Annotated in this window: 14 protein-coding genes; 4 read left to right on the forward strand and 10 right to left on the reverse strand. The window is 71.5% G+C overall.

Annotated elements, in window-relative coordinates; genetic code table 11:
* Positions 1-59: 59 nt before the first annotated feature.
* Complete coding sequence (locus ABTY62_RS12810) at positions 60-1,571, reverse strand: DUF8189 domain-containing protein (RefSeq protein ID WP_352129443.1); 1,512 nt, start codon at positions 1,569-1,571, stop codon at positions 60-62.
* Positions 1,572-1,636: 65 nt separating this feature from the next.
* Positions 1,637-2,641, reverse strand: a complete 1,005-nt coding sequence (locus ABTY62_RS12815) for an alpha/beta hydrolase (protein ID WP_352129444.1) — start codon at positions 2,639-2,641, stop codon at positions 1,637-1,639.
* A 283-nt stretch (positions 2,642-2,924) separates the two neighbouring features.
* On the opposite strand from ABTY62_RS12815, the gene ABTY62_RS12820 reads away from it, so the two are divergent.
* Complete coding sequence (locus ABTY62_RS12820; RefSeq protein WP_352129445.1) at positions 2,925-5,045, forward strand: hypothetical protein; 2,121 nt, start codon at positions 2,925-2,927, stop codon at positions 5,043-5,045.
* 34 nt (positions 5,046-5,079) lie between these two features.
* Here ABTY62_RS12820 and ABTY62_RS12825 read toward each other — a convergent pair whose 3' ends face one another.
* The 7 genes from ABTY62_RS12825 to ABTY62_RS12855 form a co-directional block, all read right to left on the reverse strand.
* Entirely contained in the window at positions 5,080-6,789 is a 1,710-nt protein-coding gene (locus tag ABTY62_RS12825) for a hypothetical protein (protein WP_502997448.1), read from the reverse strand.
* 253 nt (positions 6,790-7,042) lie between these two features.
* Complete coding sequence (locus tag ABTY62_RS12830) at positions 7,043-7,273, reverse strand: hypothetical protein (protein WP_352129447.1); 231 nt, start codon at positions 7,271-7,273, stop codon at positions 7,043-7,045.
* 182 nt (positions 7,274-7,455) lie between these two features.
* Positions 7,456-8,190, reverse strand: coding sequence for a DUF624 domain-containing protein (locus ABTY62_RS12835; RefSeq protein WP_352129448.1), 735 nt, complete (start codon positions 8,188-8,190; stop codon positions 7,456-7,458).
* A 10-nt stretch (positions 8,191-8,200) separates the two neighbouring features.
* The gene (locus ABTY62_RS12840) at positions 8,201-9,154 is read right to left on the reverse strand and encodes a carbohydrate ABC transporter permease (RefSeq protein WP_352129449.1); all 954 of its coding nucleotides are present in this window, start codon (positions 9,152-9,154) and stop codon (positions 8,201-8,203) included.
* Entirely contained in the window at positions 9,151-10,053 is a 903-nt protein-coding gene (locus ABTY62_RS12845) for a carbohydrate ABC transporter permease (protein ID WP_352129450.1), read from the reverse strand. The genes ABTY62_RS12840 and ABTY62_RS12845 overlap by 4 nt, the downstream gene beginning before the upstream one ends.
* Positions 10,050-11,324: an ABC transporter substrate-binding protein gene (locus ABTY62_RS12850; RefSeq protein WP_352129451.1), complete on the reverse strand. Its 1,275-nt coding sequence runs from the start codon at positions 11,322-11,324 to the stop codon at positions 10,050-10,052. Before ABTY62_RS12850 ends, ABTY62_RS12845 begins: the two co-directional genes overlap by 4 nt.
* An 86-nt stretch (positions 11,325-11,410) precedes the next feature.
* Positions 11,411-12,430 carry a hydroxyacid dehydrogenase gene (locus ABTY62_RS12855; RefSeq protein WP_352129452.1) on the reverse strand — a complete coding sequence of 340 codons (1,020 nt, stop codon included), beginning with the start codon at positions 12,428-12,430 and terminating at the stop codon, positions 11,411-11,413.
* A gap of 226 nt (positions 12,431-12,656) precedes the next feature.
* On the opposite strand from ABTY62_RS12855, the gene ABTY62_RS12860 reads away from it, so the two are divergent.
* Complete coding sequence (locus ABTY62_RS12860; protein WP_352129453.1) at positions 12,657-13,760, forward strand: substrate-binding domain-containing protein; 1,104 nt, start codon at positions 12,657-12,659, stop codon at positions 13,758-13,760.
* 18 nt (positions 13,761-13,778) lie between these two features.
* Here ABTY62_RS12860 and ABTY62_RS12865 read toward each other — a convergent pair whose 3' ends face one another.
* Positions 13,779-15,788 (reverse strand): DUF2264 domain-containing protein, encoded by a 2,010-nt coding sequence (locus ABTY62_RS12865; protein WP_352129454.1) that lies wholly within the window; start codon positions 15,786-15,788, stop codon positions 13,779-13,781.
* A gap of 110 nt (positions 15,789-15,898) precedes the next feature.
* Between ABTY62_RS12865 and ABTY62_RS12870 the strand changes: the two genes are divergently transcribed.
* Positions 15,899-17,938, forward strand: coding sequence for a heparinase II/III domain-containing protein (locus ABTY62_RS12870; RefSeq protein ID WP_352129455.1), 2,040 nt, complete (start codon positions 15,899-15,901; stop codon positions 17,936-17,938).
* Positions 17,939-18,103: 165 nt separating this feature from the next.
* Positions 18,104-18,472 carry a TraR/DksA family transcriptional regulator gene (locus ABTY62_RS12875; protein ID WP_352129456.1) on the forward strand — a complete coding sequence of 123 codons (369 nt, stop codon included), beginning with the start codon at positions 18,104-18,106 and terminating at the stop codon, positions 18,470-18,472.
* The last annotated feature ends 3 nt before the right edge of the window (positions 18,473-18,475 follow it).

Raw genomic sequence — 18,475 nt, forward strand, 5'->3', positions numbered from 1 at the left:
GAGCGCTCTTCGGGGCCGCCGCACGGTGTTCTCCTGCTCTCTTGTCACCTGTTCTCTCCTCAGTTGACTGCCGGACCGGCGGTGTTGTTGACCCAGGCCCAGTCGGCCCAGGACGCGAAGCCCGTCTGCCACTTGTGGTAGACGCCGGAGCCGCTGGCGCCGAAGACCTCGATGCGACCGTCGGCGTTCGCCGCGGCGGTGACCTCCGTGCCACCGGTGCCGAAGGACTCCCACTGGCCGTACGGGGCGTTCACCCCGGTCTGCCACAGATGCTGCGCCACACTGCCGTTGATGGCGAACACCTCCACCCGGCCGTCCGGCGAACGCTCACTGCTGAGCTGGGACTGGGCAGGACCACCCGTCGACTCCCAGTCCGACCAACTCGTCGCACCGGTCTGGTACTTGTGGAACACCCCGGACGGACCGGACGCGAAAACCTCCAGCCGACCGTCCTGGTTGTGATCCACCGTCACGTCGCGGCCCCCGCCACCGAAGTTCTCCCACGCCGACCAGCCACCGTTCACCGCCGTCTGGTACTGATGCTGGAAAACATCACCGTTCAGCGCGAACACCTCAAGACGACCGTCCGGCGACTTCTCCATCTCGATCCGGCTGCTCGCCGGACCACCACCCGCCGACTCCCACTCCGACCAACCACCGCTGGCAGCCGTCTGATACTTGTGGAAGACCCCGGCCGGACCGGACGCGAACACCTCCAGACGCCCGTCACCGTTCGCACCGACCGCGATGTCCTTCCCACCCCCGCCGAAGCCCTCCCAGCCAGACCACCCACCCGAAGGCGAAAGCTGATAGGCGTGCTGGAAGACATCACCATTGATGGCGAACACCTCAAGACGACCATCCGCATTCGGACCAATCGCCAGCTCCGCCCCGCCAGGACCCCCCAGAGACTCCCACTCGGACCAGCCACCGTTCACACTCGTCTGCCAGGCGTGCTGAACACCATCAGCCCCCGCCGCGAACACCTCAAGACGACCATCCGCCGACCGCGCCGACACCACCCGACCCGACTCCGCCGGATACACCAGGGGAGTGGGGCGCGGACCACTGCCCGGGACGCAGGGCAGCACCACGCCGCGCTCGGCGAGGTAGGGCTCGGGGTCGATGCCGTACGTGGCGGACGAGTCGCCCCAGACCCGCAGGTGGAGATGGGGGCCGGACGAATCGCCCTCGGATCCCATCAGGGCGATCTGCTGCCCGGCCACCACGTGGTCTCCGGCGAGGACGTCCCGCTGGTACATGTGCCCGTACTCGGAGATCGTCCCGTCCGGGTGCTGGATGCGGATCCACTGGCCGTAGCCGCTGTCGTACCCGGAGATGGTCACCTCGCCGTCGCCGACGGCGTAGATCGGGGTTCCGTAGTCGTTGGCGATGTCGACGCCGTTGTGACCGCTGTGGAAGTGCTGGGACACGAATCCGGCGGCCGGGCAGGTGGCCGGGGAGTCGGTGGTGCGGGCGGCGGCCGGGGACGTGGTGACCAGCGCCAGCAGGAGGGCGGCTGTCGCCGCGAGGACACAGGTCAGTGCGCGTCGGGAGAGTCCGATCAGCACGAGACGCTCCTCCCCATGGTCGTCTCGGGGTGGCTGGGACGGGTGCGCGGCGCCCGATGCGCCGGTCACGCCTTGCGGAGGCGGTCGATGATGCCGTCGATGTCGCGCTGCATCATGTCGTGGCGAATGAAGTGGCCACCGGGCAGCTCGTGCCACTCGTGCGGGATGCCCGCGTTGTCGAGAAGGGAGCGGAACTCGCGCTGCCCGGCGAGCACGTGGGTCTCGTTGGCCGTGTCGAACCAGTTGACCGGGTCGGGGCTGGTGCCCGCGACGAGGAACACCCGCTTGTCGCGGTAGCTCTCGATGCGCTGCACCGGGTTGTCGGCATTCACCCGGGCCTCGTCCCAGAGGGGCGCGCCGTAGACCGTGCCGCCGCCCAGGTCGAGGGCGCCGGAGCTGACGTTGGCCCAGTGGACGACCATGCCGTTGTCGCGGCGCAGGCTGGCAGGGCCCGAGTGGGCACTGACCGAGGCGAAGTGGCCGTAGTACTTGGCGGCGTACTTCAGCGCACCGAAGCCTCCCATCGAGAACCCGGCCACGGCCCGGCCCTCGTACTCGGCGTAGGTACGGAAGTTGGCCTCGATCCAGGGCAGCAGCTGGGCGATGTGGAAGGTCTCCCAGTTGCGCGGGCCCGTGTTCGAGCTGACGGGGTTGGAGTACCAGCCCGCGTGGCCGCCGTCGGGCATGACCACGATGATGGGCTTGCCGGCGGTCCAGTCGCGGACGCCCTCGCGGTCGAAGGTGATGAAGTCCTGGTCGGTGCCGCCGCCGTGGAAGAGGTACAGGACCGGGTAGGTGCGACCGCTCGAGTGATAGTCGTCCGGCAGGAGCACGTTGACGGCGGGGTTCCAGCCGATCTCATTGGTCTGGAACCGGTAGTACCACATCCGGGCGTCGCTCTCGTTGCGCTCCACGATCCGCAGGCCGAATCCGTCGTCAGCCGCGGCGGCGGGCGCGGCGGCGGCGGGCGTGGCGCCGGCCAGGACGGCTCCGGCGCCCACGGCCATCGCGGCGGAGAGCCCGCCGGCAGCCCTCAGGATGTTCCTGCGGGTGGGGTGCTGTGCGCTCAACGTGACCTCCAGAAAATCGGGGAGCATGACGAAGTGTCCGGACCGGTCCGGCGGACGCCGTCGACAACGTAGGGGTGAAAGCCGCGGGCTGGGCATCCGGAACGCTCCGGAGTGACACCCGTGACGCCACGGCACGCTGAGTGCACCCCGCGCTCCCCTGGGAGTCGTACGAGGGTCGTAACCTGTGCCCCCCACCGCCCCACGCTGGTAGCGTCGTCCGGCGGTCAGCGGCCGCCCAGCCACCGGCGACGGGGGGCTGCCGAGGCGGAGGGAGACGCGACACGTGGGCGGCAGGGACGGCGAGGGCGAGGGCCACGGCGGCGACGGGCACAACGCCGTGTACGGCGGGACCGTGCACGGTGGGCTGATCCAGGCGCGCCTGATCGAGGCGATGAACCTCTACCAGGCGCCCCCTCCGCCACCCCCGGTGCCCCGGCAGGTGCCGCCTCCGCCGCGCGGGTTCGTGAACCGCGAGGAGAAGCTGGCCGATCTGCACGCGCTGGTCGACCGCGCGCGGTCGGACCCGGCGCCGCCCGTGGTGGTGGTCAGCGGTCTCGGCGGGGTCGGGAAGACGGCGCTGGTGTGCCGTTGGGCCTGGCAGGTGGTGGATCAGTTCCCGGACGGGCAGCTCTACACGGACCTGGCGGCGGTGCGCCGTGACGGGGGCGTGGATGTCGGAGGGGTGCTGGGCGGGTTCCTGCGGGCGCTGGGGGTACACGAGAGCTACGTACCGGCGTCCCTTGCCGACCGTACGGCGATGTTCCGATCGGTCACCGCGGGCCGTCGGCTGCTGGTCGTCGTGGACAACGCGCAGCACGCGGCCGAGGTGCGGCCCCTGGCGGCGGCCGGCGGGATGACGGTGATCACCAGCCGGACCCAGCTGCCCGGTCTGGTGCTGGACGGCGCGGAGGACGTCGCGGTCGAGCCGCTGACGCAGGAGGCCGGGACGCGCCTGGTACGCGGCTGGCTGAGTGGGCCGCACGGGGCGGAGACCGCGCTGGCCGAGCTGGTGCGGATGTGCGGCGGGCTGCCGCTGGCCCTGCGCGCGGTGGGGGCGCGGCTGGTCACCTCGGGCCAGTTGAGCGTGGACCGGGTGCTTGCGGAGCTGGCCGACGAACGGCAGCGGCTGCGCCGCACGGCCCAGGCGGGTGGGGACCCGGAGTCGGCCGGGGTCGGCCCGGTGTTCGACGCGGTGTACGAGACCTTTCCGCCCCACACGCGGTGGCTGTACCACCTGTTGGGCATCCATCCGGGCCCGACGTTCACCGAGTCCCTGGCCCGGGCCGTCGGCGGCGCCCGGGTCGCGGACGCGCTGGGTGATCTGCTCGCCGCCCACATGGCCACGCGCGTGGACGAGGGCGGCGAGTGGTTCCGGCTGCACGATCTGGTGCGGCTGCATGCCCGGGAGTGCGCCGAGACTCATGAGTCCGAGTCGGTCCGTACGGCCCTGCTGGGCCGCGTCGTGGCGTACTACCGCGTGGCGGCCGACGCCGCCGACCGGGCCGCGGCGGGCGACCGCTTCCGGCTCGCCCTGTCAGTCGGCGACGACGAGGCGGCGCTACGCGCCGCGGCGCCCACCTTCGCCGGCCGGGCCGAGGCGCTGGAGTGGCTGGACACGGAGCGGACCAACCTGCTGCCCGTGCTCCGCGCGGCCGCCGAGCACGGCTGGCACGACGCGGTGTGGCGGCTGTGCCAGTCGCTGTGGACGCTGTACCACACCCGTAAGCACTACGGGGACTGGATCGAGTCGCACCACCTCGGCGTGGAGGCCGCGCAGTGGGAGGGGCGCGTCGACGCCGAGGTGCGGATGCGCAACCAGCTGGCGCGCGCCTACTACGAGTTGAAGGAGCTGGACCGGGCGGCGGACGAGCTGGCCCGTGCCGGGGAGCTGCTCGGCCTGGTGAGCGACCCCCGGCTGCCCGGGGTGATCTGGGAGACCGACGGGCTGCTGCGCCTGGCGCACGGCCGGCCACTGGAGGCGCTCGACCTGTTCGAGCGGGCCAAGGAGGCCAACGAGGCCGCCGGGGACCGGCACGGCGTGGTCGTCCAGAGCTACAACGTCGGCCAGGCGCTGTTCCACGCCGGCCGGTACGAGCGGGCGCGCGCGGTGCTGAGCGAGGCGCGGGGCATCGTGGAGGAGACGGACGACGACCCGATGCGGTCGCGGATCGGCATCGTCCTCGGCCGGGTGCACCGGGCCGAGGGGGCGGTGGACGAAGCCATGAGCGCTCTGGCCGACGCCGTGACGTGGGCCGCGAGGCTGGGCCAGCACACCAAGTGGGAGGAGGCGCTGGACCAGCTCATCGGCCTCGCGGCCGAGGCGCACGACGAGCGGCTGGCGGAGTTCTGCCGCGAACAGCGGCAGGCGCTGCTGAGGACGGTCCGCGTCACCGCCGACGAGTGAGCCATAAGTGAGCTAAGAGTGAGCCATGAGTGAGTCAGGGCTGGGGGCGTAGGCGCACCCGGGTCTCCTCGGCGCCCGTACGCACCGTCAGGCCCCGGCCCAGGTCGGCGGCCGCGCCGCCGCTGGTGAGCCACACGTTCACCGCGCAGCCGAGCAGCACCGGGTCCAGCTCCGGGTCCGCCTCCCCCCACGCCCGGTCGGCGGCCGCCTCCCACGCCTGTCCGTCGCGCAGCCGCACCAGGTGCCGTCCGTGGCCGAGCGCGGCGACGGTGACGGCCACACCCGGGAGCCGCGCGGCCTCCTCCGCCGCCCAGCGCGCGGGCGGGACGGCGGCGTGCGGGGCGGCGCGCACGCTGACCTCGGCGGTCTGGGGCCACAGCGGGTGGGTCTCCTCCGTGGTGACGGCGAAGAAGCCCCGCGTCCCCTGGTGGCCGCGCAGCACCGGGAACCGCCGCACCTCCACCACCCCGTCGCTGACCTGGCCCTGGACGTCGAATGTCGCCGTGCGCCGCGCGGACCGGTGCGGCCGGGGTGCCGGAAGCGGCTCCGGCTGCGGGTCTTCCTCGGGGGCGCGTACGTGGTCGGGCAGCAGCCGGTACATCTCGCGCTGGAGGATCTTCGCGGCCTGGCCACGGGCGCCCAGCGACCGGTCCGTGAGGCGCGTGAGGCTGCCCGGAACATGGTGATCGAGGGCGTGACGCAGCTGCTGGTGCAGGTCACCGTCGGGGTCCAGGCGTGGTGCGGCCCGTATGAACGCGGCGGTGGGGGACGCCGGGTCCAGCTCTTCCGCCCCGGTGCCCACCACCACGGTGGCGCGGTCGAGGGCGGCGCCGTAGAGGGTGGTGGAGCCGTGGTCGCCGACGATGCAGTCGGCGGCGACCAGGGTGGCCTGCCAGCCCTGTTCCGGCGGGATGACCAGCAGACCGGCGTCCATGGCCGACGCCAGCCGGTCCAGGACGCGCGCCGTGCCGTGCCGGGTCCACACATTGGGGTGCAGCACGACGGCGACAGCGAACTCATCGGCCGGAAGCGCCCGTACCAGACGCAGCGGGAGGTCCTGGCAGGTGCCGATCAGCGAATGCCTGCTCCAGGTGCTGTTGACCACGACGAGCCGACGGCCGCCCACCGCGCCGAGTGCCTCGCGGTACTCGTCGCGCAGGGACAGACTCCGCTCCATCCGGTCGAAGCACGGGTCGCCGACCAGCAGCGCACGGCTCACCGCCGCTGGGCACGACCTGGCCAGACGGCCGATCTGCTCCTCGTGGGACACCCCGATGGTTTGGGGAATGACGCGTCCGAAGCGGGTGAGTTCCCGCCGGGAGAGCCCCACCGCCGAGACCGTGTTCCCGGTCGACTCGGCGATCAGGCGGTTGTATCCGGCGCCGTGTGGCAGCACGATCAGCGGCGCGCCCAGGTTCCACATCGACTGGTGGACCGTACACGCCACCGCGAGGTCGAACCGCCGCCGCCGCGCTTCCCGCCAGGGCAGGACCGTGGGGCCCAATGACGCCAGATAGTCCACCAGACCGGCGTCGAACGCCGAGCCGGGATCGATCGTCAGATAGATCTCGATGTCGTCCGGCCGCAGCAGGGGCAGCACATCCAGCAGGCGGGTGGCCGACGTCAGGGTGCGCGCCACGCCCAGGACCGTCGCCCGCGTCTCCCAGGTGTCCCACCGGGAGGACCGACGACGTCTGCGGGACGGCAACAAGAATTCTCCGGACGGCTGTGCACGGGGCAACACGGGGCAACGGGACGAGGTGATCGTACTCAACAACTCCCCGCTCAGGGACGTTTCGCGCGGCCTGTGTCGGTCGCGCACCTCCCCCCACACTCAGACGCACCTCCGCCGTCGACAGCGGCGGCGGAGGGCCGGTGCTGTCGACGGCGGGGCGGTTCGCCGGTTAATGGTGCGGATTTCCCGCAGAGCGGGTACGCATTGCGGGTACGCATTGCGGTGCCGGCGGCCTTGATTAATGCGTCGCGATATTCGCGATTTACCAGGGGTACATCCAGATTCCATTGCCCTCGGCAACGCAATTGAAGCCGGTGAGAGCGCCCTGCTGGGCGAGCTTGTTGCCCAGGGTCTGGCATTCGAGGTAGGACGCGGTCCAGTGCGGACGCAGGTTGGTCGCCGCCGAAGCGGTGCCGGCCGTGGCCAGGGGCAGCACAACGGCCGCGGTGGCCACCGCGGCCGCAGCCGCGACCTTGATGCGCAGGCTCTTCATATGCTGTCTCCAATCTCCGGGCGGCAGTGCGCTACCCCCGAATTCAATGAGAATGACTGACATACGGGAGGCTAGCGCAATCCCGATTTTCGCGGCCTCCGCGACAAGCAGGAGACAAGTCGAAGACAAGAAATCCCGAAATTCTGCAATGCCTGACGACGGCCGCGCGGAAAGGCCGGTTCTCAGGTGTGTTCCTCCGCCGGAGCGACGTGGCCCCCGCCCCGCACCGACTCCAGCATGCCGTCGCAGTCGCGCCATACGACGAACAGCGCGCAGCCCGGCACCACGGCGAGACCGAGCAGCGGGGCCTGGTTGACGAGCGCCAGGGACACGCCCAGCAGGCCCAGGTTCAGCAGCGCGAGCGGCCAGCGGCGCACCGAGGCGTAGCAGGCCGCGAGCAGGGTGCGCCGGGAGACGGTCGGGTTTTCGGCCGGGTCCTGGGCCAGGCCGGCCATGGCGACGACTCCGGAGCTGAAGGCGAGGAGGATCACCACGGTCAGCAGCGGCGCCAGGGCCGACCCGAGGGCGGATCCCCAGAGGGCGGCCAGGTCGGCGGCCGCTACGGCGACCAGCAGCACGAACGGGGTCCAGCCGAGGAGCGCCCGGGTGAACAGGCGCCGGTAGCCGCGGAACAGGTCGGCCACCGGCGCCCGCTCGTCGTCGGCGGCGCGCCTCAGGTAGGCGAACACCGCGGCGAGCGAGGGACCGGCCCCGAGCGAGAGCAGCCCGAAGAAGACCGGGTACCGCCAGGGTTGGTGTTCGGCGGCCAGGGCCAGCAGCAGCGGCAGGTTGGTGACCGCCATGCCGAGGTTGACCACCAGGACCCGGTGGACATGGGACCAGATGAGATCCCACGAGTCGTGGCCGACGTTCAGCCGGAGCCTGCGGCCGCTCGCCTGCGTACTCGGTGTGCTCATCCCGGCCGCCTCACTTCATCCCGCTGGTGGAGATGCCCTGGACGAAGTACCGCTGGCCGAGCAGGAAGACCACCAGGATCGGCAGGACGGACAGCACCGAGCCGGTCATGATCATCGCGTACTCGGAGCTGTACATGCCCACGAACGACCGCAGGCCGAGCTGCACCGTCCACAGGTTGTTGTCCGTCAGATAGATGAACGGACCCATGTAGTCGTTCCAGGTGTTGACGAAGGTCAGCAGCGCCAGGCTGGCCAGCGCGGGCTTGGACAGCGGCAGCACGATCCGCGCCCAGATGCCGTACTCGCTCAGCCCGTCCAGCCGCGCGGCCTCGCTCATCTCGTCCGGGATGGTCAGGTAGTACTGGCGCATCAGGAAGACGCCGAACGCGCCGAACGCCTGGAGCAGGATCAGCGACAGGTGCGTGTTCACCAGGCCCAGCTTCTGCATGATGATGTACTGCGGCACCATGTACGCCTGCCACGGCACCGCGATGGTGGCGATGTAGGCGAGGAAGACGGCGTCGCGCCCGGGGAAGCGGACCTTGGCGAAGCCGTAGGCCGCGAAGCTCCCGGTCAGCACCTGGAGAGCGGTGATGACGACGCTGAGGAACAGCGAGTTCCCCATGTAGGTCCACAGCGGGACCTCGGTCCAGATGTCGGAGAAGTTCTCCCAGCGGAAGGACTCCGGGATCCACTGGATCGGGACCGTGAAGACCTCGTTGTCCGCCTTCAGCGAGGACACCAGCATCCATATGAACGGCAGCAGGACCGCGGCCGAGAGCACCGTCAGCACCACGTACAGCAGGGCCCGGCCGACGATCCGCCCCGGCCCGCCCGGACCGGCCGGCCCGCCCGGCCCGGCCGGGCCCCGGCGGCGGGGCCCGGCGGGAGCGATGCCGCCGCGGCCACCCGGCCGCGACGACTCGGCCGTCTTGCCGTCCTTCGGCAGCACGGTCGTCTTCATCGCTCGTTCCTCCGCTGGAATCGGAACTGGGTCACGGTGATGATCAGGACGATGAGGAACAACACCAGGGAGATGGCCGAGGAGTAGCCGAACCGGCCCTGGGTGATGCCCTCCCTGAAGATGAGCTGGGACAGCACCAGCGTCGAGCGGCCGGGGCCGCCCTCGGTCATGACCTGGACCAGGTCGAAGACCTTGAAGCTGGAGACGGTCAGCATGACCAGGACGAAGAAGGTCGTCGGCCGCAGGGACGGCACCGTGACATGCCAGAACCGCTTCCAGGCGCCCGCCCCGTCGACCCGTGCGGCCTCGTACAGCTCCGCCGGGATGGCCTGGAGCCCCGCCAGGTACAGCACCATGTAGTAGCCCATGTCCCGCCACACGCTGGTGATGATCACCGCGGGCAGCGCCCAGTCGGTGTCGGTGGTCCACCCCGGCGGATGGGCCATCCCCACGGCCCTCAGCAGCTGGTTCACCGGACCGGCGTCCGGGCTGAACAGCATGTTCCACACCACGGCCACCGCGACCAGCGAGGTGATGTAGGGGAAGAAGAAGGCCGTACGGAAGAAGGCGACACCGCGCAGCTTCTGGTTGAGCAGCACCGCGAGACCCAGGGAGGCCGCCATGGTGAGCGGGATGTGCCCGGCCGCGTACCAGGAGGTGTTGGTCAGCGCCGTCCAGAAGTTGTCGTTGTCCCACATCCGGCGGAAGTTGTCGAACCCGATCCACTGGGGAGTGTTGTACGAGTTCCAGTCGGTGAACGCCAGCAGCAGCGTGGCGACCACCGGGACCAGGGTCAGGGCGGCGAAGCCCAGAAGGTTGGGGAGGATGAAGCTCCAGCCCACCAGCGCGGTGCGCCGCCGTCGCCGCTTGAGCGCCGTAGCGCCGGAGACCTCGCTCATTCGACTTCGGACTTCACACGGGACTCCATCTCCTGGATCCCCTTGTCGATGGACTTCTCACCGGACATCACCAGCTCGTGCTCCTCTTTGAGGATCTGGTCGATGTCCGAGGACTTCGGGCTGACCGGCATCTCCAGCTTGACCTCGTCCGGGCTCATGGCCTTCTTGGACAGGGCGTCGCTCGGCATGCCCTTGACGCCGAAGAAGTTCTTCATGACCGCGGCATCCGTGTAGGACGGAACGACGCCGACCTTGGCGATCGCGGCCGCTCCCTTGGGGCCGGAGGCCCACAGCACGAACTTCTTGGCCGCCTCGGAGTTCCTGGCCTTCTTGTTCACGGCGAAGGCGGTCGGGGAGCCGAAGCTGACCGTCTTACCGCTCGCACTGGTCTGCGGCAGCGGTGCCATGCCCCAGTCGACGTCGTTCTTGCCCTCGGCCTTCAGCTGGAGCAGACGGGCCGCGAGCCAGGTGCCCATGGGCACCATCGCGGTCTTGCGGGTGGAGAACATCGCGTCGTAGGTGGTCTGCTGGGTCTTGGCCGTGGAGAACGGCATGGCGGCGCCGGCCTTCTGGAGGTCCAGGGCCACCTCGTACTGCTTCTTGAAGAACCCGTAGTCACCGCTCAGCTGGTCCCCGCCGGTCTGCGCGGCGGCGATCGCCTGCACCACCGAGCGCCAGGTCTGGTGGTAGGTGCCGTAGACCTTGGAGGAGCCCGAACCGGTGGTGAGCTCCTTGGCCAGGTCGGCGTAGTCGGACCAGGTGAGCTTGGACAGGTCCGCGTCGCTCTTCTTGAGGAGCTCCTTGTTGTAGAAGAGCACCCAGAAGTCCTGCCGGTACGGCAGGGCGTAGTAGTCGCCCTTGAGATCGAAGGCGTCGAGGCCGGAGTACTTGGCCTTGTCGAGCTTGTTGGCGTCGGTGGTGAGCGACTGGAGCTGGCCGCGCGTGCCGTAGCGGGCGTAGTCGGTGACGTTCTTCATGGTCAGCACGTCGGTGCTGTCACCGCCGGAGAGCATGGTGGTGATCTTGTTGGAGTAGTCGGCGGAGAGGATGTCGACCGGCTGCACGTCGATGTCCTTGTTCTCGGCCTCGAAGCCGTCGATCAGCGCCTTGAACTCGGGGGTCTTCTCGTAGTCCCATACCGCGACCTTGACGATGGTCTTGCCGTCGGCGGTCTTGCCGCTGCCGCCGCTGCCGCCGCAGCCGACGGCGAACAGGGACAGCGCGACGGCCGCGGTCAGGCTTCTGACGGCACCTTTGCGGTTGCTTATCACGGGAGCGGCTCCTTGTGATGAGGGGTGTGTTGCGGGGGGCGTTACGGGGGGGTGGGTGTTGCGAGGTGTCCTGGGGGGGCAGGGGTTCAGGCGCTCAGGCCGAGCGCCAGCGCCTCCGCCGTGATCTCGGACTGGAGGGGCTGTCGCGCGATCCACCGGGCCAGCTCGTCCATGGCGTGGTCGGTGAGTCGCCCGATCTCCGTGCCGAGCGAGCCTGCGATATGCGGGGTGATCATCACGCTGGCCTGGCGCCTCAGCGGTGAGTCGAGGGGCAGGGGCTCGGGGTCGGTGACGTCGAGGATGGCGAAGAGGCGTCCGGAGGCGCACTCGGCGGCGAGCGCCTCGGAGTCGATGAGGCTGCCGCGCGCCGTGTTGATCACCGTCGCGTGATCGGGGAGCAGACCGAGCTGGTCGGCGCCGATCAGATGGTGGGTCTCCCGGAGTTCGGGAGCGTGCAGGGACAGTACGTCGACGCGCGGAAGCATCTCCTCCAGCGGGACCAGGGTGGCGCCGGCGCGCTTCACCTCCTCCGCGTCCGCGTAAGGGTCCGCGACCAGGCAGGTGGTGTCCCCGAGGATCTTGAGCAGGTCGACGACCTTGCGGCCGATCCGCGAGAAGCCCACGATCCCCACGGTCCGGCCGAAGTTCGACAGGTCGCCGTACCCCGTCACCGTGCCCCAGCCCTGGTAGGCGCGGTCCTCGTCGGCGGCGAGGAACGGGGCCTTCTTGCCGGCGAAGATGATGGCCGCCAGCGTGTACTCCGCGACCGGGATCGCGTTGGAGTCCGCGCCGCTGGTCACCCGGATCCCGCGGCGCCACACCTCCTCGCCGACCAGGCCCCGTACGCTCCCGGCGCAGTGCAGCACCGCCCGCAGCGCGGGGGCCGCGGCGACCCGCTCCGGCGTCAGCGTCGGCGCGCCCCAGGACGTCAGCATGACCTCCACCTCCGCCAGTCGCGCCCGCACGGCCGGCTGGTCGAGGTCGTCGGCCCAGACCGGGTCGCCCAGGGTCACCAGTTCCGCGAGGCGCGCGAGGCGGGCGGAGTCGAAGTGCGCGTCGAAGCTCTGCCTGTCCATGACGACCAGCGCTTGGGGTTTCGCCTGCACGGGCGTCGAGTCCTTCCCTAGGCCGGTCTGGACCGGCACCGTTGCCATCTGGCGCGAAGTTGTTATGTCCTGCTAAATCCCGTGTTGCGTAGAACACATTGGAACCCGTCGAACACGTTGGAACAGGGATAGTGGTCAGCAGCACAGATTCGCTATAGAGCGAACACAATCGAAGCGATTCGTTCAGACTCGAACAGGCCATCAGGCCGTCGACCGAGGGGGCCCGATGAGCGCAGACCGACCTTTCGCCCTTCAACGCAGGGAACGGCTGATGGACGAGTTGCGCCGGCACGGCACCGTGCGCGTGCGTGACCTCGCCCAAATGCTCGACGTCAGCGAACTGACCGTACGGCGCGACATCACCGCCCTGGCCGCCCGCGGCCTGCTCACCAAGGTGCACGGCGGTGCCACCCTGCCGACCGACCTCGACCAGGCCCCGGCCCGCCGGCCCCGCCCCACGTCGACGCCCTTCACCATCGGCATGGTCGTGCCCTCCCTGGACTTCTACTGGCCGTCGATCGTCAGCGGCGCACGCGCGGCGGCCGCCGGGCTCGGCGTCCAGCTCCAACTGCGCGGGTCGAGCTACAACCAGGCCGAGGACCGCCGCCAGATCAGCCGGCTGATCGAGGCCAAGCAGGTGCAGGGGCTGCTGCTCGCCCCCAACCTCGAGGGCAACGGCGTCGACGAGTTGCTCGACTGGATCGGCAATCTGCCGGTGCCGACCATCCTCGTGGAGCGCCAGACCTCGCAGTGGACGCCGACCCCGCGCCAGTTGGAGTGGGTGCGCAGCGACCACGCGCTCGGCATGGAGATGGCCGTACGCCACCTCCACGAGCACGGCCACCGCCGGATCGGTCTGGTGCTGTCCAAGGGCAGCCCGCACTCGACCCACCTCGCCCAGGGCTGGCTGAAGGCGTGCACGGAACTCGATCTGCCCAGCGAGTTGGTGGTGCGCGAGAGCGTGGCCCTCGACCAGCCCGGCCACCGGCAGATCATCGAGGGCATCCTCGACCGGTGCCGCGGATCCCGGATCACCGCGCTGATCGTGCACAGCGACCCCGACGCGATGTCGGTCGCCCAGTACCTCGCCGAACGGGGGGTCTCGATCCCGGACGACATGGCTCTGGTCAGCTACGACGACGAGGTGGCCCATCTCGCGGAGCCCGCGATGACGGCCGTCCGCCCGCCCAAGGCCCGGGTCGGCCGGGTCGCGGTCGAGATGATGGTGTCCCGGCTCATGGAGGGCAAGCGCCGCCCGGCGCAGCGCGTCGCCATCCTGCCGGAGCTGATCCTCCGCGACTCCTCGGTCAAGCGGGCGCGGGCCGTGTGACGGCGGCCGCCGCGCGCGCTACGGGCCGGAGGGCAGCTCGACCTCGGTGGTGAGGCCGTCCGGCCAGGTCAGCCGGGCCCGGTCGGCGCCGTCGGGCCCTGGGCGGACAAAGACGACGGGGTCGGGCCCGGTCTGGTCTTCGCCCTCACCTTCGAGGGTCACCGCGGCCGCGAGCACCTCGCCGTACGGGACGCCGTCCGTGGCCAGCCACGGCGTCGCGGTCCGGGCGCCGAGAGGGCTGTCGTCCTTCCCGATGGCGACTCCGCCGAGCCGCAGGCCGCATAGCCCGCGTAGCGACGAACGCAACGACGTGGTGCGCGCTTCGGCGTACGGCGCCGCGTCCGCCGGGCCGGCGCCCACCCGGGTCCCGGGCAGGGCGTCGGCGGCGACCGGCCAGCCGCCCATCCGTACGCAGTCCCACGCCGGATCCGGGTCCGGCGCCGGACCGTCCCCCGACGCCGGGGCGTCCACTCGGACGAGCCGGACCTCAACCCCCGCGCGCAGCACCGAGGCCACGGTGACCACGGGCCCGGGCGTCGTCGGCCCGGTCCGGCCGGAGCCGTGGTCGGGCGAGTCGTCGGCGCCGCTGTCGACCCAGCGCACCGGCCCCCGGGAGGCGGCGGCCAGCACACCGCCGGGGAGCTCGCGGGCGAACAGCGTCTCGAACCCGGTGCGGTGGCTGGCCCGGCCGGTGTCGTCGAGCAGCACGACCGCGTTGTCGACCGGGTCCGCCGCCGACGCGGCGGTCAGCGGGGGCACCGTGGCGGTGGAGTAGCCGAGCCGCGCGTACAGCGGCGAGTCCGCGCTGGTGTCGCCGGGACGCGCGTGGTCGGTGCCGTGGTTGAGCACCACCGCGATGCCGTCGCGGCGCCGTGCCGAGACCAGCCACCCGGGGGCCGCGACCACCCGCGCGACGTCCCCCGTCTCCACCGGCAACGGGAGTTCCGGCTCCGTCCACACCGGGTGGTCCGCGGGCAGCATCAGGCCGAGCAGGCCCTTGGCCGCCCAGTACGGCGAGCCGGGCCCGGAGTAGGACTGCCGCATCGTCGGCCAGGCTGCGTGCCAGCCAAGGTTGAGCAGCCCGTCCCGGTCGGGGGCTCCCCGGTCGGTGAAGTGCCGGACGATGCCGGACGCCGCCCGGCGCACCAGTCCGGGCGGCTGCCCGCCCGCCCCCGTCACCGCGCCGACCCAGAAGGGCGCGGCGGCGGCGAAGCGGTAGCTGAGGCTGCGTCCTTGCAGCAGCGGGGAGCCGTCCGCGCCGACCAGGCGCACCGCGTCATCGAGGTAGCGGGCGAGGTCGGCGCCCCAGGTCTCGCGGAGGGCCGGCGGGCACAGGGTGCCGGTGACGTCGAACAGGTGGGTCCACAGCAGCGGGTACAGGTGCAGCGCCCAGCCCGTGTAGTGGTCGAAGGCCCGCTCCTGCCCGTCGCTGAGCCAGCCGCCCGGCCGGCGCAGCGAGGCGTGGACGGCCAGGTCCTCCTCGATGTCGGCGGCCGACCACGGCCCGCCCGCCTCCCGCAGGAACGACTCGACGACGATCCTGAACCAGACCCAGTTGATGGGCGGATAGGGCTGCCCGACGACGGTCCCCAGCCAGGCGACGACCCGCTCGCGCACCCCGTCGTCCAGTTGGTCCCACAGCCAGGGCTTGGTCAGCTGGAGCACCAGGGCGAGGGAGGCGGCCTCGACCTTGGCCTGCCCGAGCTGGTCGGGGCGGGGCCAGGCCTCGGGCGAGTTCGGGTCGGTGCCCGCCGCCAGGCCGCGCGCGTACCGCTCCAGCAGACCGCCGGGGTCCGCGCCCCGCTCCCCCGCGACGCGGAAACCGGCGATCAGGAAGGTGCGGGCGAAGCCCTCCAGGCCGTCGGAGGTCGCACCGTTGCGACTGGCCGGGCCGGGCAGGTCGATCCGGGCCCCCTCCGGGGAGGCGTACGGGTGGGTGGCGGCGAGCATCCGGTCGGCGAGCGCGGTCCAGTGCGCCCTGGTCCAACCGGTGTACGGGGCGAGGTCCCGGTCCTCGTCAGGCGACACTGCTTCCTCCGGAAGTGGGGTTGGTGGGTGGTGGATGGATGGCGTTGCCACCTCACCCCGTGACATAGTCCCGAGTCAACGAATCCGAACAGAACCGATCAGGAGAGATAATGGGCCTGGTAGAGCCGGAGCCGGTTTCCCCCGCGTACCGCTCCCTCCGGAGTCGGCTGGCCCCCGCTCTGAGCCCCTCTTCCGACCCCGATTCACTCGTCGAGCTCCTGCGCGACGCCCCCGCGCGGCTGCCCGTCCCCGACGTCACCGCGCGCCCGGTGTGGGAGGCGGTGGACGCCGCCACGCGCGAGGCGCTGCTGGACGAGGCCGCGGCCGAACTCCGCCGGACCGCACCGGTCCTGACCGCCTCCGCCTGGGCGCGGACGTTCCGCGACGGCGTACGGACCGCGTACGAGGACTCCGCCCGGCGGCTGCGCGAGCGGGCCACGCTGCTCGTGCTCGCCGCCACGCTCACCGGCGAGGTGGCCCCGGCCGACGCCCCGCCCGGGGCCGCCCCGTATCTGGACGCCGCGGCTGACGCGCTGATGGCGCTGGCCGAGACCAGCACCTGGTGCTGGGCGCCGCACGACCGCTTCACCACGGCCCGCGGCGAGGTGCTGCCGGACCCGGACGAGCCGTTCCTCGACCTGGGGGCCGCCGAGGTGGTGTCCCTGCTGGCCTGGGCCGATCACGTACTGGGCCCGCATCTGGACACCCGGGTCCCCGGGCTGCGCAGGCGACTTCGGCGCGAGGCGGACGTGCGGGTGCTGACGCCGTTCGAGCGCACCCGGGACTGGCACTGGATCGGCCTGGACGGGGACGCCCACAACTGGAACCCCTGGATCCATGGGGCGGTGCTCGCCGCGGCCCTCCTGCTGACCGAGGACGAGGAGCGGCGGGCGCGGCTCGTCCGGCTCGTCGTCGAGGGCCTGGACCACTACCTCGCGGTGCTCCCCGACGACGGCGGGATCGACGAGGGCGTCGCCTACTGGTGGCAGGGCGCCGGCCGGCTGCTGGAGGCCCTCGACCTGCTCGCCGACGCCGGCGGCGCCGCGCTCGACGCCCGCGACCTGCCGGTGTTCGGCCCGCTCGGCAAGTTCCCGCACCGCATGCACCTCGCCGGCGACTGGTACGTCAACGCCGGTGACGCCCCCGCCCGCCTGTGGGCCGACCAGCCCTGGCACATGCTCTTCCAGTGGGGCGAGCGGCTGGCCGACCCCGAGATCCGCGCCCACGCCCTGGCCTGCGCCCGCGGCGGCCCGGCGGTACGGCCCCGGGCGGGCCTTGGCCGAGCCCTGGCCGGACTCCGCGACCCCCGCTGGCGCGATGCCCTGGCCACTGTCGATGCGGCTGACGCTGATGCCCCCTGGGCGGCACGGGAGACCTGGCTGCCCCGGGTCCAGGTGCTCGTCGCCAGGGAGGCCGCGGGCACCGCCGCCGGGCTGACCCTGGCGGCGAAGGCGGGACACAACGGCGAGCGCCACAACCACCTCGACGTGGGCTCGTACTGGGTCGCCCTCGACGGCCGCCCGCTGGTCGTCGACATCGGCCAACCCACGTACACCGCGGCCAGCTTCGGCCCCGACCGCTACCAGGCCTGGCCTCTCCAGAGCGCCTGGCACAACGTCCCCGAGCCCGGCGCCCCCCAACAACCGGGCGCCGCCCACGCAGCGCACGACGTACGGGTCGACCTCACCCCCGCCACGGCCGCCCTGCACGCCGAACTCGCCGGGGCATACCCGGCGGGCCTCGTCCAGACCTGGCACCGGTCCCTGCGGCTGATACGCGCCACGCCGGACACCCCGGCCCACGTCCTGATCGAAGACCACTGGACCCCGCACCCCGCCGCCCCGGTACTGCTCCGGCACGTCCTGGCCGGAGACGTCGAACTGGCGGAGGGGCGTGCACAGGTCACCGTCGACGGGCACTCGTTGTTGATCAGCTGGGATCCGGAGCGCGCCACCGCTCAGCTCGAACACCGTGACCTCGACGACCCGTTGCTGCGCGAGTCGTGGGGAGAGCGGCTGACGAGGCTCACCCTGACCGTCACGGCTCCCTCCGCCGGAGAGCCGTTCACCGTCCGCATGGATAGCCTCGGCCAGGTTGCCGAACGGTCTTTTCAGGGTGCCCGCCAGGAGCAGGCCATGAGTGACGGGTAGCCCCCCGTCCCGGAGCGCGGGCATATGCCTTCGCCGCGCGGGTATCCGAGGGAGCGCTCACTGCGGTATCGATTCCGCGCTCGAAGGAGGCCCCATGCTGATGGCACACCCCGCGGTCCTGACACGCGGACGGCTGACGGCGGGAACGGCCTGGCAATGAACGGCATGCCCCCGCGCGAAAGCCCACTCGGGCCACACGATCTCGAGGAAGCGGCCGCCAAGCTGTCCGATCAGCGGGACCGCCTCCGCGCGGAGATCGCCGCCGCGCGGGAAACCGAGTCGGACCTCCGCCGCGACTGCGCCCTGGACGCCGCGGACGTCGGCGCGACCACCCTCGCCATCGAGGAACTGCACACCCGCATCGACACCGCCACCACCCTCCTGGAACGGACCCTCGCCGCGCTCACCCGCATCCAGGACGGCACCTTCGGCACCTGCGCCACCTGCGGCGCCCCCATCGCCCGGGAACGGGTCATGGCCATGCCCCACGCAGAGCGGTGCGTCGCCTGCACCGAGCGGCAGAGTGGGCCCTGAGCG

It is taken from the genome of Streptomyces sp. NPDC097640 (assembly GCF_040302705.1).
Classification (GTDB): Bacteria; Actinomycetota; Actinomycetes; order Streptomycetales; family Streptomycetaceae; genus Streptomyces.

Bases quoted from the DNA above. Each gene is read 5' to 3' on its own strand.
- ABTY62_RS12830 (WP_352129447.1), bottom strand. From the start codon at position 7,273: ATGAAGAGCCTGCGCATCAAGGTCGCGGCTGCGGCCGCGGTGGCCACC.
- ABTY62_RS12835 (WP_352129448.1), bottom strand. From the start codon at position 8,190: ATGAGCACACCGAGTACGCAGGCGAGCGGCCGCAGGCTCCGGCTGAAC.
- ABTY62_RS12840 (WP_352129449.1), bottom strand. From the start codon at position 9,154: ATGAAGACGACCGTGCTGCCGAAGGACGGCAAGACGGCCGAGTCGTCG.
- ABTY62_RS12845 (WP_352129450.1), bottom strand. From the start codon at position 10,053: ATGAGCGAGGTCTCCGGCGCTACGGCGCTCAAGCGGCGACGGCGGCGC.
- ABTY62_RS12860 (WP_352129453.1), top strand. From the start codon at position 12,657: ATGAGCGCAGACCGACCTTTCGCCCTTCAACGCAGGGAACGGCTGATG.
- ABTY62_RS12870 (WP_352129455.1), top strand. From the start codon at position 15,899: ATGGGCCTGGTAGAGCCGGAGCCGGTTTCCCCCGCGTACCGCTCCCTC.
- ABTY62_RS12875 (WP_352129456.1), top strand. From the start codon at position 18,104: ATGCCCCCGCGCGAAAGCCCACTCGGGCCACACGATCTCGAGGAAGCG.